Annotated in this window: 12 protein-coding genes; 3 read left to right on the forward strand and 9 right to left on the reverse strand. The window is 61.7% G+C overall.

All coding sequences use genetic code 11. The features are described from left to right. Nucleotides 1-77 precede the first annotated feature (77 nt). From QM609_RS22875 to QM609_RS22890, 4 genes are read right to left on the reverse strand one after another with little or no spacing between them, the layout of a single operon-like run. Nucleotides 78-233 (reverse strand): hypothetical protein, encoded by a 156-nt coding sequence (locus tag QM609_RS22875; protein ID WP_155277914.1) that lies wholly within the window; start codon nt 231-233, stop codon nt 78-80. A 50-nt stretch (nt 234-283) separates the two neighbouring features. Further along, entirely contained in the window at nt 284-1,873 is a 1,590-nt protein-coding gene (locus QM609_RS22880) for an amidohydrolase (RefSeq protein ID WP_042922654.1), read from the reverse strand. Further along, on the reverse strand, nt 1,870-3,366 hold the full coding sequence (locus QM609_RS22885; RefSeq protein ID WP_030535588.1) for a sodium:solute symporter family protein: 1,497 nt from the start codon (nt 3,364-3,366) through the stop codon (nt 1,870-1,872). The genes QM609_RS22880 and QM609_RS22885 overlap by 4 nt, the downstream gene beginning before the upstream one ends. Then, nucleotides 3,363-3,620, reverse strand: a complete 258-nt coding sequence (locus QM609_RS22890; protein WP_003942271.1) for a DUF3311 domain-containing protein — start codon at nt 3,618-3,620, stop codon at nt 3,363-3,365. Before QM609_RS22890 ends, QM609_RS22885 begins: the two co-directional genes overlap by 4 nt. A 196-nt stretch (nt 3,621-3,816) precedes the next feature. Between QM609_RS22890 and QM609_RS22895 the strand changes: the two genes are divergently transcribed. Next, nucleotides 3,817-4,983: a PucR family transcriptional regulator gene (locus tag QM609_RS22895; protein ID WP_050655158.1), complete on the forward strand. Its 1,167-nt coding sequence runs from the start codon at nt 3,817-3,819 to the stop codon at nt 4,981-4,983. 51 nt (nt 4,984-5,034) lie between these two features. Here the strand turns inward: QM609_RS22895 and QM609_RS22900 are convergent, their stop codons facing one another. After that, a complete protein-coding gene (locus tag QM609_RS22900; RefSeq protein ID WP_050655143.1) occupies nt 5,035-5,955 on the reverse strand; it encodes an alpha/beta hydrolase in 921 nt (306 codons plus the stop codon). A 176-nt stretch (nt 5,956-6,131) separates the two neighbouring features. Between QM609_RS22900 and QM609_RS22905 the strand changes: the two genes are divergently transcribed. Then, nucleotides 6,132-7,595 carry a glycoside hydrolase family 5 protein gene (locus QM609_RS22905; protein WP_050655144.1) on the forward strand — a complete coding sequence of 488 codons (1,464 nt, stop codon included), beginning with the start codon at nt 6,132-6,134 and terminating at the stop codon, nt 7,593-7,595. Between the two features lie 51 nt (nt 7,596-7,646). Here the strand turns inward: QM609_RS22905 and QM609_RS22910 are convergent, their stop codons facing one another. From QM609_RS22910 to QM609_RS22920, 3 genes are all read right to left on the reverse strand, one after another. Beyond that, entirely contained in the window at nt 7,647-8,309 is a 663-nt protein-coding gene (locus QM609_RS22910) for a GAP family protein (protein WP_042450708.1), read from the reverse strand. 313 nt (nt 8,310-8,622) lie between these two features. Then, the gene (locus tag QM609_RS22915) at nt 8,623-10,050 is read right to left on the reverse strand and encodes a hypothetical protein (protein ID WP_050655145.1); all 1,428 of its coding nucleotides are present in this window, start codon (nt 10,048-10,050) and stop codon (nt 8,623-8,625) included. A 103-nt stretch (nt 10,051-10,153) separates the two neighbouring features. Then, complete coding sequence (locus QM609_RS22920) at nt 10,154-11,818, reverse strand: alpha/beta hydrolase (protein WP_050655146.1); 1,665 nt, start codon at nt 11,816-11,818, stop codon at nt 10,154-10,156. Nucleotides 11,819-11,971: 153 nt separating this feature from the next. Between QM609_RS22920 and QM609_RS22925 the strand changes: the two genes are divergently transcribed. After that, nucleotides 11,972-14,377, forward strand: a complete 2,406-nt coding sequence (locus QM609_RS22925) for a LuxR C-terminal-related transcriptional regulator (RefSeq protein ID WP_082238982.1) — start codon at nt 11,972-11,974, stop codon at nt 14,375-14,377. A gap of 82 nt (nt 14,378-14,459) precedes the next feature. On the opposite strand, the gene QM609_RS22930 is transcribed toward QM609_RS22925, so the two are convergent. Further along, on the reverse strand, nt 14,460-15,102 hold a 643-nt coding region (locus QM609_RS22930), incomplete at its 5' end, for an ATP-binding cassette domain-containing protein (protein WP_283337469.1).

Consider the following 15,102-nt stretch of genomic DNA (forward strand, 5'->3'; position numbering starts at 1 on the left):
CCCCGCAAACTCCCGTGCGAGATTACAAGGGTGGCACGCTCCTCGTCCCGACTTTGCTCCAGAAACCGGACATGTGTTCAGGTGCCCGGCCAGCCGCCATCCGGCAGGAAGAAACTCTTGCCCGTCACTGCGTCGCCATCGACCACGCCGGGCCCGTTCGAACGACAGACCGCGGCCGCGGCGGCAGCCGTAACTGCACAGCGCCGAACAACTTCACTGTCGAGCAACTGCACGAATCTCCACCTCGAGCTGGTAACCGTTGGGACGAAATCAATCTCATGCGCTACCTGCCGTCGACCATGACCAGTGCAGGCTGAGGAATGTCGGACGAAGCGTCTGCGAGAGCAGCAAGAGTGCCGTCGAGCGCGACAAGGTCCGCACGACGACCCGGCGCCAAGATCCCCGCCCGTCCTTCGTCATGGACCAAGTACGCACTGTCCACAGTCATGGCCTGCACTGCACGCTGCACTCCGATCCGTTGGTGGGCGCCAAGCACGGCACCGCCCATGGTCAGCCGATTCACAGCAGTCCTAATCGTCTGGAGGGGATCCATCGGCGTTATCGGGCAATCCGAGTGCAGCCCGAATTTCAAGCCGATGTCATCGGCGCACGCCAGCGGGTCCAGGTTGCCGGCTCTCTCAGGACCGAGGAAACGGTCACGGTGACGATCGCCCCAATGAAAAACATGGTTGACGAAAAAGCTCACCCCGATCTCGGCATCACGTATCGCCTCGAGATCCGCAGGCCTACTCACCTGGCAGTGCTCGATACGGTGCCGCGCTCGACGTCCGTCACTGCGGTGCGCACTGCGCAGCGCCGCGATGGCGGCGGCTACAGCCGCATCGCCGTTGGCGTGCACCGCGACCTGACCTCCCTCGCGGTGCACCTGGAGAACCATGTCGTCGAGTTGCTCCTGCGGATAGAGCAGATCACCGTGATGGTTCGGGCTGCAGGTATACGGAGTTCGCAAGGCTGCAGACAATCCTTGAATGGACCCATCCGCCCAGAATTTGGCGCCGGCCAGGCGGAAGCGTGACCCTGGGGCCGGTGCAGCCGTGAAAGCGATGTTCCTTTCCTCCAGTTCTGCGATCGCGAGATCACCCCGAAGGAAGCCAACCGTGTGCACGGGCATCTCGCCCATGGTGTCCAGGGCACGATAGGCGGCCAACTCCTGCATGCCCGCCGACAGGCCGACCCCTAAATCGTGGACGGTCGTAATTCCTCGCGAACGCGCCAGTGTCAAGCTACGCAGCAACGCGGTCTGCACCTCTGCCTGTGTCAGGTCTGGTATCGCGCCGCTCAACCGTGCCACGGCGTCGATTTCCCAGGCCATCCCTGTGAGCCTCCCGTCCGCCCCACGCGGAAACTGCGAGTCCCCGGGATCCACCGTCGATTCGTCGATGCCTGCAGTTGCAAGCGCAACAGTGTTTGCCACCGCAAAGTGCCCCGAGATGTGCAGAACGATGATCGGGCGGTCGGTGCAGACTGCGTCGAGGTCATCGCGTGTGAGATGGCGACCTTCTCGAAGTTGTGTGTCGTCGTACCCCCATCCACGTATCCAGCCGTGAGTGGGAGTGGAGTTCCGCAGAGCCCCTTGGATATCCGTGATCGAGGCGCACGGTGGCGTCCGGCAATCGGCCCATCCGTCAGTCAAGCCGGAGTAGGTCGGGTGAATGTGCGACTCGATCAGCCCCGGGATCACAGTAGCGCCGGCGAGATCGAGCCGACGAGTTTCCGGTCCGGCGTACTCCCCCATGTCCTTTCGACTTCCGGTGGCGACAACCAGGCCTCCATCGAGGACGAGCGCTTCAACCTGGGGTGACGCTGCGTCTTGGGTGAGGATTGCATCTGCGGTGAGTAGTGTCCGAGTCATCGGATATCCGCCTTCGTGGTCGGGGCTGCGGGGCAAGGCACTGGTGCCGATCGATTTTCTGCACGGAGGCCCGAAACCGCTTCGACAGGAGGCCACATCACCCGGGTGGCGGACACGAACAACACGTTCAGAACGAGCGCTGCGGCACCGATGTTCATGCCTTTGTCCGCCAACCACATCGATACCGTGCCGTGTGTGTCGAGGTACAGCCAGAGCACCAGCACGTCGCCGAGCACCACGCCCATCGCGAGCGCTGCCGGTCGCAGCTTCCATCCGAAGATCATCGTCGCGAACACCACCACGGCCTGGGTCACCCCGTAATACGCGGTATTCACCAGCGTCAGCAGCAATTGGGGTGCGGCGAGGGTGAGGATCAGCGACAGGCCGAGGTAGGCGACGATGACCCCGCGCACCCACACTCTCTGACGTGATTCGGGTATTCCAGGAACGATGTTTCGCGAGACGATCGAGCCGATTCCCAGCGCCGAGCCACACAGAACAACGATCGCGCACAGTGCCGCACCACCCGCCACCACTCCGGTCAGCCAGTCCGGGAGCACGAGACGGGACAGTTGCAGGAGCACCTCATTGGACTCTGCGCCCTCGAGCTTGTTGGGCAGCAATGAAATTGCGCCGAAGGCAGCAGCGACGAGGAAGGGATACATGAGCATGTACAGCGGGTTGAATCGGGCGACTCGCTTGAGGGTTGCCTCGGACTTCGCCGATAGCACCGCTTGCACGATGAAGGGGAAAACGAAAAAACCGAGTGACTGGAACACAATTGTGGTGAGAACGAAGGTCAGCGACGAACCGGTGACGGTGGATTGCGAGGCCTGCCCGGCCCCATGGGATGCCGCATCGGCAAAGAGCTTCGTGATACCGCCCGATTTGGCCGTGGCGGCCAGTCCGATCAGGATCGCTCCCAACAGCAGAGCTGCGTCCTTGACGTAAGACACGAACGCCGGTGCACGCACACCCGAAAGCAGGAGGAAGAGCAGAGCAAGCGCAGCGCCGACGAAAACCGCCACCGTCGGGTTGATGGTGATGCCAAGTCCGCTCAGTGCGACCTGGAGGCCGGCAAGCTGCAACTGCCCCCAGGGAATGAGGAAGACTACCGAGGCAATCGCGATTGTCAGTTCCAACCCGCGCGACCGAAAGTGCCGCCCTGCCACATCGGGCAGCGTCATCGCGTTATACCGCTTGCCTGCCCGCCAGAGATAGGGCGCAAAGAAGTATCCGATCGGGTAGGCAAGCAAGATGTATCCGATGAACCAGACGCCGTAGCTTGCACCGTGGGCGTACACACCGCCGGGGAATCCAATGAGCGTGCCGATGCTGTAGGCCTCACCTGCTCCCAGGATGAAAACCAGCACGGGACCGAAAGACCGCCCGCCCACGAGGTAGTCGGAGATCTCTTTTTTGCTTCCACGGCGTGAAAGCACTCCGGCGCCGAGCGCGAGGAGTAGCACGAGCGTAAATGTTGCAGCGATCATGTCGGATCCCCGATCTCGGTCTTGGCCTGAGCCAGTTCGTTTCGTTCCGCTTCCTCGAAGTCCTTGCGGTCAAAGAACTTCCATGCCATGTGGAGACACAACGAGGTCAGCGGCATCCACAGGAAAAGCCACGCGAACAAAATGGGAAATCCGAGAACAGTCAGTTCGGATCCGGAGAGCGCAACTATCCCGCCCAGCACCCCGACGAACGGAACTCCGATTGCGAGCAAGGCACTCTTCGCCTCGTTGGACATGATTGTGGCTCCTTAGCCGTTGATCGATCCGGAGCAGATGAGGCGAGGGGCGTTTTGCCGTCGAATCGTCGTCCGGTCTAGCGTTGAGTGTGCCTCCCGTCACTATGGCGGGACCATGGGTGAACCCCGGAATCCACGACGCTCGTTCGTGAAATTCACGGGACGCAAGACCAAGCACGCACAAAGGAGTAACCCCGTGGACGTAACCGACGTCGAAGAAGAAGACACGATCCGTCGGTTGTGTCGCGAGGTTTCCGACGAGCTCGAAGCGCTCACCGAACGCGCGGTACAACAGATTCGCAGCGAACTCCCGGCCTACTCCGCGGTACCAGTGGCCGAGCAAGGCAACTACATCCGCAAACAGTTGTCCGCAATGCTGTGTGCCGTCGCCGAGAACGAAACGATCACCACAGAAGACACCGACCGAAACCGCGAACTCGGGCGCCGTCGCGCGATGCAAGGGCTCCCCCTCTCCGATGTCATCGAGACCTATCACATTGCATCTCGTGAGCTCTGGGACACGATGGTCCAGCGGTCCACGAAACCAACACACGAGCTGCTGCAAGCAGGCGGCAAACTCTGGGACCTCGTTCACGTCGCGACGAGCGCAGTCGCAGTCGGACACTCCGAGGCAACGCGCAGCGAGCAGGCCATCCGCGCCGGCGTTCGATACCGATTCTTCGAAACACTGCACAGTGCAACGGATATGGAACTGAGCAACGCCCGAGAGCTGGCACAAACCCTCGGATTCGATACACAGAAATCGTTCCAAGCACTGTCGGCCGTCGAGGAGGAATGGTCAGAAGCACAAGTGGAAAACCTGCAACGAACCCTGGATTCCGTGCATGCTGTCGCGCATTGCAGTCGACATGGCTCCCGAGTAATCGTGATGTGTCAGGGCGAACCAACCGAAGTCATCCACGCAATCATGCGAGATCATCCACGAACGTCACTAGGTATCGGGATGCCCCGGGTCGGGCTCGTCGGCGCAGCTCAAAGCATCACCGACGCCGAGCGCACATTGCAGTTGGCGACAGCGCCGGGCACGACGGTCAGTTTTGCCGACGAATGGCTCATCGCCACTCTTGCCACCCACCAGGACGAGCTGCTGCCGCTTCTACAGGCCGGGGCATCTGTGGCCGAAGAGCACTCACATCTGATGGACGCCGTCCGCGCCTTCGCGCGAAGCGGGTTCTCTGTCAGCGCCGCCGCCCGTGACATCCACCTACATGCGAACTCTGTCACGTATCGACTCGACCGCTGGCAGCATCTGACTGGATGGGATGCGCGAACCCTCGACGGCCTGATGAAATCCATGGTGAGCCTCGAATTGTTTCATCGTAAAACGCTCGCCAAGATCTGACACCGAACACAGTCCGCTTTTCCTCGGCACACTGAACCGCGCCCGTGCTTGTCACGCGGGGTCGGAGTCGAGTCGATTCCGAAGCCAAGCACCCATATCTAGCGCAGCACGCCGGGCAACAGGCGTTGGATGGTTTGTAAATCCATGCGGGACATCAGGATAGAGACGCAAGTCGACGTCGTTTCCGGCCGCCGACAGTCGCGCCACCATGGCAAGGTTCTCTGCCAGGACCACGTCTTCTGATCCAACGACAACGAGGGTCGGCGGCAGGCCGCTGAGGTCGCCGAATGTCGGAGAAATATCCGGAAGAGTGCGATCATCGACATGGCCGACGTAGGCTTCGATGAAGTATTCGTCACTGATGGTGCGGCCCGCGGGAGTCTGGGCACTGACGTCGTACGTGCCCGCTTCCAGCACCGCACCCGAAAATGCCTTGGCCAGACCTCGATCACGAAGGCGCAGCAACGTCGTCGTCACCAAGGTTGCTCCCGCCGACATGCCACCGATAGCGAGCCTGGTCGTCCCGAACCGTTCGGCAGCGACATCAAGCAGCCACAAGGCGACTGCCTCACAATCGTCCGGCGCTGCCGGCCAAGGGAATTCCGGTGCAAGCCGGTAATCGACGGTAACCACTACCACCCCGACCTCGTCGGCAAGTCTCATGCTTCGGGCGTCAGCGCTGGCCGCTGAACTCATGTAGAAACCCCCACCCGGAAGATACAGATAGACCCCGTTGACATCGCCGTCTTTCGGAGTGACTACGCGCACCGAAACGGATCGGCCCTCGATGTCGAGTGTGTGTTCAACAGCCCGGCTCGCCATGGGATCAACCACCCTGGATGCTCGCACCACAAGCAGTTCCTGCAGGGAAGTCGGACCGACACCGGCAGGCCGCGACGCATAGAACGCTCGCGTACTCGCCAAATCGTCACGAGGCATTTGTTCGATCAGATCAGTCAATGCAAGCTTCACCAGGGCTCCCTCGGGTCGAGACTTGTCGACAATGATGACACCTCCAGCAGGAGCACGTGTCCGACGTGTTCTCGGCAACGCGGGGCCGTGACAGGTATGAGCAAACCGCGCCGGAAAGAGGTCTTCTCACGCTAGCCTCGACTCGGAATTGGACGTTTGTCTAGAAAGGTCGATGGATGCGTGCGCTGTTGCTTGCCACCCTCGCAATCCTGGTCCTCCAGATTGCAACTCCGGCGGCGAACGCTGCACCACCGGATCCGGGCTGGACTCTCCCCCAACTGACCGTCGCAGATCGAACGATCAAGGACGTCGACGGACGAACGGTGTTGCTCCGCGGCGTGAACGCCAACGGTCTCAATGACTACGCAACCAACGGCACCGGTCTACCCACCGTTACGCCGCTGGGAAGAACGGACTTCGCGCAGATGGCAGCGCTGGGCTTCAACGTCGTCCGGCTCAACGTCGCGTGGTCCCTCCTGGAACCGACCCGCGGTGCATTCGACACTGCGTACGTCGACCGCGTTCGAGTAGCGGTCGAGGATGCAAAAGACCACGGCATCTACACCGTTCTCGACATGCATCAGGATGCATGGGGCCCGTACGTCGGCACTCCGAGCGACCAGTCGTGCCCGTCTTTCATGCGGCCGGGAGTCGGCTGGGACGGCGCACCCGAGTGGGCAACCCTGACCGGCGGATGGACAACCTGCAACATCGGTGGACTCAGGGAAGCCGCACCCGCGATCGCCCATGCCTTCCAGGCGTTCTACGACGACGAGCAAGGAATCCAGAGTCGCCTCGTCGCGACGTGGGCGCGGTTGGCTGCCGAGTTCAAAGACGAACCAGCTGTAGCCGGATACGACCTGTTGAACGAACCGAACCCCGGCCTGCGCGATCCATTCACGGCAGCTGATCAGATCGGGCAGTTCTACAAGCGGGCCACCGACGCCATCAGGCAGGCCGAAGCAGGAGGATTTCCACACCTCGTGTTCTTCGAGCCCAGCGCGATCTGGTCGGCTTTCGGCCTCGACGCGCTGCCCCCTCGCCATTACCTGACCGATCCTCTGGTGGTCTTCTCGCCCCATCTCTACAGCGAATCGATAACGGTCAGTAGCGAATTTCCCGGAATCGAAGACGGATTCAAGATCGCCGACCTCGCTGCCGCCTGGTACGACGCCCCGTTGTGGACGGGTGAATGGGGTTGGTTCGGCGACGCCGACGAGCAGAGAGCAGACGTCGACCGCTTCGTCGATGCCACCGACAGGTACCGGATGGGCGGCGCGTGGTGGTCGTGGACACAAGCGTGCGGTGACCCCCACCCGGTTCGCGACGGCAATACCCACCAGCCACAGGGAAATCTGAATCGCATCGACTGCCCGTCCGGTGAATCACTCGGGCTCGTAGAGGGATTCGCCGCGCCACTCTCGCGAGCGTATCCGCGGGCAGCGCCCGGCACGCTGACGGAGGTATCGCGTGACGGGTTTGACGGGAGCGGCACCGGACGGGTCGAGGCCTGGTACCCCGGCACCGACCGGCCACAGCTCGAGACCACGAATCTCTCCGACGTCCGACTGTCCCCGATCGAGGGCGGATGGCAACTGATCGGCCACGCCGACGGCGACTACGCGGTCAAGCGCGCCTGATCGAACGATCATCCGGGAATCGCGCCTTCACACCACGCGAAAGAGCGGGTATCAGAAGATTCCGCCAATTCCCTTGCCGATCAGAACAACTCCGACGACCAAGATCAACACACTCATCACCGTGGTGTTGTTGTCCTGGAGCCAGACTTTGAGATTGGCCAACGGCTTTCGCAGGCGATCAGCAGCCACCAGGTATCCGATGACCGGGATCGCGACAGTTGAACTGGCGATGACCGTGAAGACGAGAATCGAGGTGATCGCTCCGCTGGTCGCCAACGACGCCGAGCCGATCGACACTCCGGCCGCGATGCACATGAGCAGGTTCTTCGGGTTGATCGCGGCGAGCGCGAATCCAAGGCCCAATCCCTTGACCGCGGTCATCTCGTCGACGGCTTGCATCCACTTCGGTGTTTCGTGCTCGCCGCTGCGCCCCCGCCACTGCTTGACCCCGACGGCCAACAGGAGGACACCGAGAGCTAGTTTGATCCACGAAACCGTGGCGGACGGTCCGTCGTCTGACGTGCTGACGGCACTGGACAAGATGACGAAAAAAACTGTAGCGATGAAGATTCCGAGTAACCAGCCCACCGCGAACCCGGCGCTGGTGCTACCCGCTCGCTTGGAGAGCAACATCAAGATGGTGGCGATGACGGCCACCGGCGACACGGCGACACCGACGGCCAACGGGAGAAGTTCTCCGACAACGGAACCCATGTCAAAACTCATTTCTGATTGCGGCAAGCAGGATAGGCGGTAGGCGAGAAAAGCCGCCCCTGTCCGCCACGACGGACAACAGAGCACAGCCGATACCGCTGCGCGACAATGCTGACACTGCGAGCGCCTGCGTAGTTGATGCCTCATTCGAAAGGGATGAGTGCCTGAACCGCAGGCCCCGATTCCCCACCGAAGATCGCGAAAAGACTTGGTCAACGGTGTGTCGGCTGCGCTCGCAGCAGAGCGCAGCCGACATCATCGAGGAGGATCACCAGACACAATCTCGAGTAGTGACCTCACGCGTAAAGACGGGTTACTTCGCGCAGCCACTGCCCTCGAACGCGAGCTTGGACGTATATTGCCCGTCCGGCAGATACTCTCCCATCACTGCCTTCTCGTCACCGGGCGTCTTGGTGTCGTGTGCAGCGTGGCTGAAGTCCTTGGCCGGCAGCATGTTCCGCATGATCAAGAGGGAATCGTCGGGGTGCCCTGCGCCGTCACCGGCCGGCGAGAGCGAAAGCCATGACACCCCACATTCCTTCGTAGCGTTTGCGGGTCGGTCTTCAGGGAGCGACGCGACAATCGTGTAGCGACCATCCGCATCAGTGGCCATCTGCTCGTCGAACAGACACGTCGCTACCTTCGTCGTTGCCAGCGATTCATTGCTGCACATCGACCAGAACCGCATGTCGACTGCGCTGTCGAGATTCTTTGCGCCGCCTGTCGTCTTCGGAGTCCTCGGCAACTCTCCCCGAAGTACTAGAACTTCGCCGAACCCACGGTTGACTTCAGCGGTGACGTAGCTGTTGTCGATGTTGGAGTACTGCCCGCCCACCCGCTGGGGTGTGCAATCGCATTTGCCGAGATAGGTACAGCCGAGCGTGAACTCGGCGCTGTAGTACGCCCGCCAGACTGGTGTCTGCTCGGAAGGGAATGTCGCAGGCTTGCCCGGTTGGTCACGCAATGCCTTGTACGTGTCCAGCGGCAGCGAAGCCGGCTTCAAGATTCCGTTGTCCGCACCGACCGCTGAACACAGATCCTGCCCGCGCAACACCTGACCACCGGAAAGGTGCAGCTCTGGCTCCGGCAGTCCAACGCCGCCGGTGAGATCACGCCCGTTGTCCGGCAGGTAGATGCGATAAAGCAGGCTTATCCGGTCCTGACCTGGCACACCGGCATACAAGGTGTTGGGTTTCGGCTCAGCAGGCGAGGCCTCGTTGAGGACGGAAGCCGTGTACGACCTGGCACTTTCGTTCGATCGATCGGCACCGGGAAGATAGGTATTGCGCGAGCCTGCGTCCGGAGCAGTCGAAATGTCATTGAGGACGGCGGTCGGCATCGCGGTTGCTGCGTTGTACGAGTTCAACGACTGATAGCGCGCATGCGCATACTGCCCTCGGATAACCAACTCGGCGTTCTCGGGGATTGTGAACTGCGCAGCCCAGTAAATCGCCGCGGTGTCAGGAAAGGCGTAGTTGAGCTGTGGGTCCGCGCGCTCGGGATTGATCGGCACGGACCAGAAGCAGGTCGACACCGGATGCTCGACGTCCGGTCCGCCGGATCCGAAATCGACAGAACCAGATTCGGATCCGCTAGCCGAACCGGTTCCTGATCCGGATCCGCTCGACGAGCCGAAATCGACAGATCCGACCGCCGGCGCGGCAACCGCGGACCCAGCCCCGGCAAATACAGTGATCGCACTCAGCGCCACCGCAGCTACGAGTGTTCTTGATGAATGCATCGCGCTCCTTGTTAGATAGCTGACAAACAGTGATAGAACGATCTAGAGCGAGTACTCCCGGTCCAACGACGAGAGACCGTCACGAGGTCCGCACTCCGCACTACTACTTGGTGGGTTGAAAGTCGTTCGTCAGAGCGCCGCGAATCGCGTCGGTGTCCGACTGAGACCAGTTGTCGGGGTGCAGGATCCGCGCCCACATGTCCGCCGCCTCGGCACCGTAGTTGTGCCCGTTACCTGGCGGAACGTCCGCCGAGAAGACCATGTCGAGTGTCACCTGCCAGAATGTCACGAACGGTATCCACGTCATTCCCGGATCGACATCACGGCCGAGAGGCTCGGCAAGCCAGTCCGGCTTGTTCAGAAGCAGGTCGAAAGACCACCAGACAATTGGGTCGCTGGCGTGCTGCCAGTACACGACGCGTGAGTCGTTCCACGGCGCATCCAGTTCGAGATCCTCCGGATAGGCAGCGAAACGAATCGACTGCCCGTCGTCGATCACCGGCACGGCTTCCCGTGAGCCGGAGTCACGACTGCTGGTGATCTCCTGCCATTGAGCGGTGAAGTTCGGAGTCCCCGACCACAACGCCCCATCCACCCGCGTCGCCATGTCCTGTGCTCCCGCGAACGCGGCCTGTCCCCCGTACGATCCGAGGCTCTCGCCGAAAACGACAAGCTTGGGGCGCTTGTCGAGCGGCAGATCGATCCACTTCGCATAGACAGAGTTGAACAGCGCCCGGCCTGCGGCCATCGGGGTTTCCCGATCGGCGATGAATGCCAAAGGGCTGGGAAGGAACGAGTACTGCATCGCCGCGATGGCGGTGTCGCCGCCCTGGACGTATTCGAAAGCGGACGCCACGTCGTCATTCACCCAGCCGCGGCCGGTGGTGGTCACTACTGCCAGGACGGCACGGTCGAAGCCGCCGGTGCGCTCGAGTTCGTTGACGACCCGCTGCGCGACACCGTCGACGGAATCCGACGACTCACGGCCGGCGTACACGCGGATGGGTTGCTTCGCGTCCCGGCCGGTCAGCGCGGAAATCTGCACCGCAGACGGCCCGCTACCCATGAAAGTGCGACCCTCCTTGCCCAGCGAATCCCATGCCTCGCCAGACATGGGTGAACCACTGCGTTCGGCGATCAGAGGCTGGTCGATACCATCGGGCGTATCGTTGTCCGCGCCGGAGAAACTCCAGTTCGCAAAAGCGATGAGCCCGTTGTAGAGGGCACCGTTGACGACGAAGATCGCCAACGCGAAGACGACGACCAAGCTCGCGACTTTCGCTGCTTCCTTGGGAACAAACCGCAGAGCAACGGCAGCGAGTCCTCTGGTGAGATGCCGCAGACCGCGACCCGCCTCCAGCAAGATCAACCACACCACTAGCGAAACCAGCAGCACCAGAAGATAGTTCGCCCGGTTCACGCGAGGCGCCTCGACCAGATCACGGACGATCTGCTGCCACCACGAACCCAAGATCAGAAAAAGAGGCACCAATATCACTGCCAGTACGGCGAGTACGGCCCAACCGATCCGCTTGGTCCGGTCCGACCATGTCGGTTCGACTCCGCATTTGCGGATCATCCACGCCACGCTCACACCGATGCCGTACCCGGTGGCGACGGAAATACCGGTTGCCACGCCCTGCAGGTACCACGCGCGCGGTAAGAGGGACGGGCTCATCGAGAGGACGAAAAACACCAGACCGAACGACAACCCGACCGAGTGCAGCGTTTTGCCGTAGCGCCGCACACCTTCCCACACACGTTTCATGCCCGAATCGTAAGTGCGCCAGAAAGATGAAATGCGCCTCTCATCCCTTTCGAATGAGGCGCGAACTACGTCGGTGGAAAGTGTTCGCTATTCCGCGTCATGCACCGAAAAGCTTCGGCCCAACGGCAATCACGGGCGAACACCGGTGGTGCCTTGACAGATTTCGCACACGCGATTCCGCGTACACTGTGTGGGGTCAATCCACTCAGCACGTACAAATTCGGCGCGATTCTCATGGCGGCAAAACGAGGAAACCTACCGATCGAACTGAGCAGTTTCGTCGGTCGTCGGTCCGAGGCCAAAGAAGTCCGACGCCTGCTGTCGGACTACCGGCTCGTGACCCTTACGGGCCTGGGTGGGGTCGGCAAAACCCGCTTGGCGCTCCGTGCCGCCGATGATTCCTCCCGTGCGTTCCCCGGGGGCGTCTGGTTCGTCGACTTCAGCGAACTGCGGGAGCCGGCACTTCTCGATCAGACGATTCTTGCCGCACTCGGAGTACAAGACCGATCTACGCGGTCACCGCGATCGGTACTGATCGGCCGTCTCGTCGACGAACGTGTCCTGCTTGTTCTGGACAATTGCGAACACCTCATCGGCTGGGTTACCGACACCGCCGCCGAACTTCTCCGGTGCTGTGCCCGATTGGCACTTCTGGCGACCAGCCGAGAACCGCTCGACATTCCCGGCGAGATGGTATTACGGGTGCCGCCTCTGCGATTTCCCACCGAGGCGCCGTCGCCAACCGACACCCGTGATGGTGATGCGATGATGCTGTTCGAGCAGCGGGCACGTTCCTCCGTGACGGACTTCCGCATCACCAGCGAGAACAGCGCGGCTGTGGAGAAGATCGTCCGCCGGTTGGAAGGACTACCGCTGCCGATCGAGTTGGCGGCTGCCCGACTGAGGGCGATGTCGGTCGATCAGATCCTGCAAAAACTCGACGACCGCTTCCAACTGCTGACGCGGGGCAGCCGGAACGCTCCAGCGCGTCAACAAACGCTTGCACAGAGTATCGACTGGAGCTTCGATCTGTGTACGCCGCCGGAGAAGTCGTTGTGGGCGAACTCGAGCGTATTTGCGGGTAGCTTCGATCTCGGGTCCGTCGAAGGAATTCTCGCCGACGAAGCACAGAACGACGACTTGGGCGATCTCGTGATGTCCCTTGTCGACAAGTCGATCCTCATCCGTGAACAAAACGGCTCGTACGTCCGCTACCGCCTACTCGAGACTCTTCGCGACTACGGGCGTGAACTGGTGTCAGTCGACGAGTGGGTCTCGCTGCAGCGCAGGCACAGTGAGTGGTTCAGGCAACTCGTCTTCCGCGCCGGAGTCGACTGGACGGGGCCGCACCAAATCGATTGGATGACGCGGATCGACCGCGACTTACCCAACGTGCGCACCGCGTTGGAATTCGGTCTGACCGAACCCGACTCGGTCGAAGCCACATTGCGTACCGCAAGTGCCTTGCATGATTACTGGCTTGCACGTGGTCGATTCAACGAAGGTCGCTACTGGTTGGGTCGCGCCCTGGCCGAGGTGCCCGAACTGACCGAGGGCACTCTCGGTGAGGCGGTAGTCGAGGCCGCCGCGACAGGCGCACTGCTGGCAGCCCTCCAACGAGATATCGCTTCGGCGACAAGCATTGCCGACGAGGCTCGGCGACAGGCCGAGATGCAGCGGAACGACGACGGTCGCATACTGGCGCGGTACACGCTCGGATTCGTCGCGGTCGCCGACGGCGATCTCGTGCGCGGCGCCGAGTACCTGGAGCAGGCTGTCGCAGCATTCCGGGCAAACGACGACATCGCCCGTCTGGTACCCGCGCTCTACTGGTTCGCCTTCGTCGTCGACGCACTCGGCGAAACTGACCGGGCTGCAAGCATTTACGAGGAGGAGTTGGCTCTCACCGAATCGCGCGGCGAAATCTTGTGGCGGTCGATGACGATGTCGGACTACGGATCCGCCCTGTGGCGTCATGGCAACCACGCTCGCGGTATCGAGCTACTCGAAGATTCTCTCCGATTGCTTCGAGGGCTGGGTAACCAGTTCGGATGTGCATGGTGCCTCGAGGAAATCGCGTGGACGCTTGTCGACCGGGACGCAAAGCTGGCAGCCACACTGATGGGAGCTGCCGACACGCTGTTCACCGCCACGGGCAGCCCGATGGACACCTTCAGGAGCATGGTCCCGTACCACGAAAACAGTGTGACCGAGGCTCGTAACCGGATCGGAGACAGGGTGTTTCAAACAGCATTCGATCATGGACGAGCTCTGACTCTCGACGACGCAGCGGCCCGCGCGCTGAGAGAGCAACCGCCCGGTGGATCACCGAAATCAGCGGCCGACGAAGTGCTGACTCCGCGGGAGCAGCAGGTGGCCGAACTCGTCGCACAGGGCCTGACCAACCGAGCAATCGCGGACAAGCTGGTCATTTCTCAGCGCACTGTCGACGGCCACGTCGATCACATACTGAACAAACTGGGGTACGACTCGCGCACCAGGATTGCGGCCTGGGTGCTCCAGCACACAAACGACTTCCGCAACCCTTCGACCTCGTGACGGTCGGTGTCTTCGATCGATAGCGGCGCGGCGGGTAACCCGGCCGAATCCTGTCGCAAGAATCCGACCGTCGAAAGTTTTCTCAGCCTTCGTGATCAGCGAGAGTCCAGTGTCCCGCACCGCGCAGTTCGAGTTGTCGATTGTGAAAAACGTCGAGGGTGCTGCGATGCCCGACGCTGACAATGATGCTGTCGGGCAGTTCACGGCGAAGGATGTCGTAGAGCGTGTACTCGAGGCCTTCGTCGATTCCGGATGTCGCCTCGTCGAGAAATGCGGTTCGCGGTCGGATCAGGAGGACTCGGGCGAACGCCAACCGTTGTTGTTCGCCCGGCGACAGAATTCGAGTCCAATCAGCCGGCTCGTCGAGCCGACCGATCAAATGTGCGAGATGCACCTCGGCGAGCGCGTCGTGGAGCCTGCGGTCGTCGAAGTCCGAGCGCCCGGTGTTCGGCTGACCTGAGGGCAACTGGTCCGGATATGCCAAACCCGCGCGCAGAGAACCCAATGGTAGGTATGGCCGTTGTGAGAGGAACAGGACGTCTCCGACCGGGGTGGTCACGGAACCGTTTGTGTACGGCCACAACTGCGCGATGCTGCGGAGCAGCGTGGTTTTGCCGCTACCCGACGGACCCTTCACCAGCAGTGCATCGCCGGGCCCCAGTGACATGTCGAGTTCGGAGATCAACGCCTCACCAACCGGCGTGCGCACGTCGAGTCCCCGAACA

It is taken from the genome of Rhodococcus sp. IEGM 1302 (assembly GCF_030056935.1).
GTDB classification, from domain to species: domain Bacteria; phylum Actinomycetota; class Actinomycetes; order Mycobacteriales; family Mycobacteriaceae; genus Rhodococcus_F; species Rhodococcus_F qingshengii.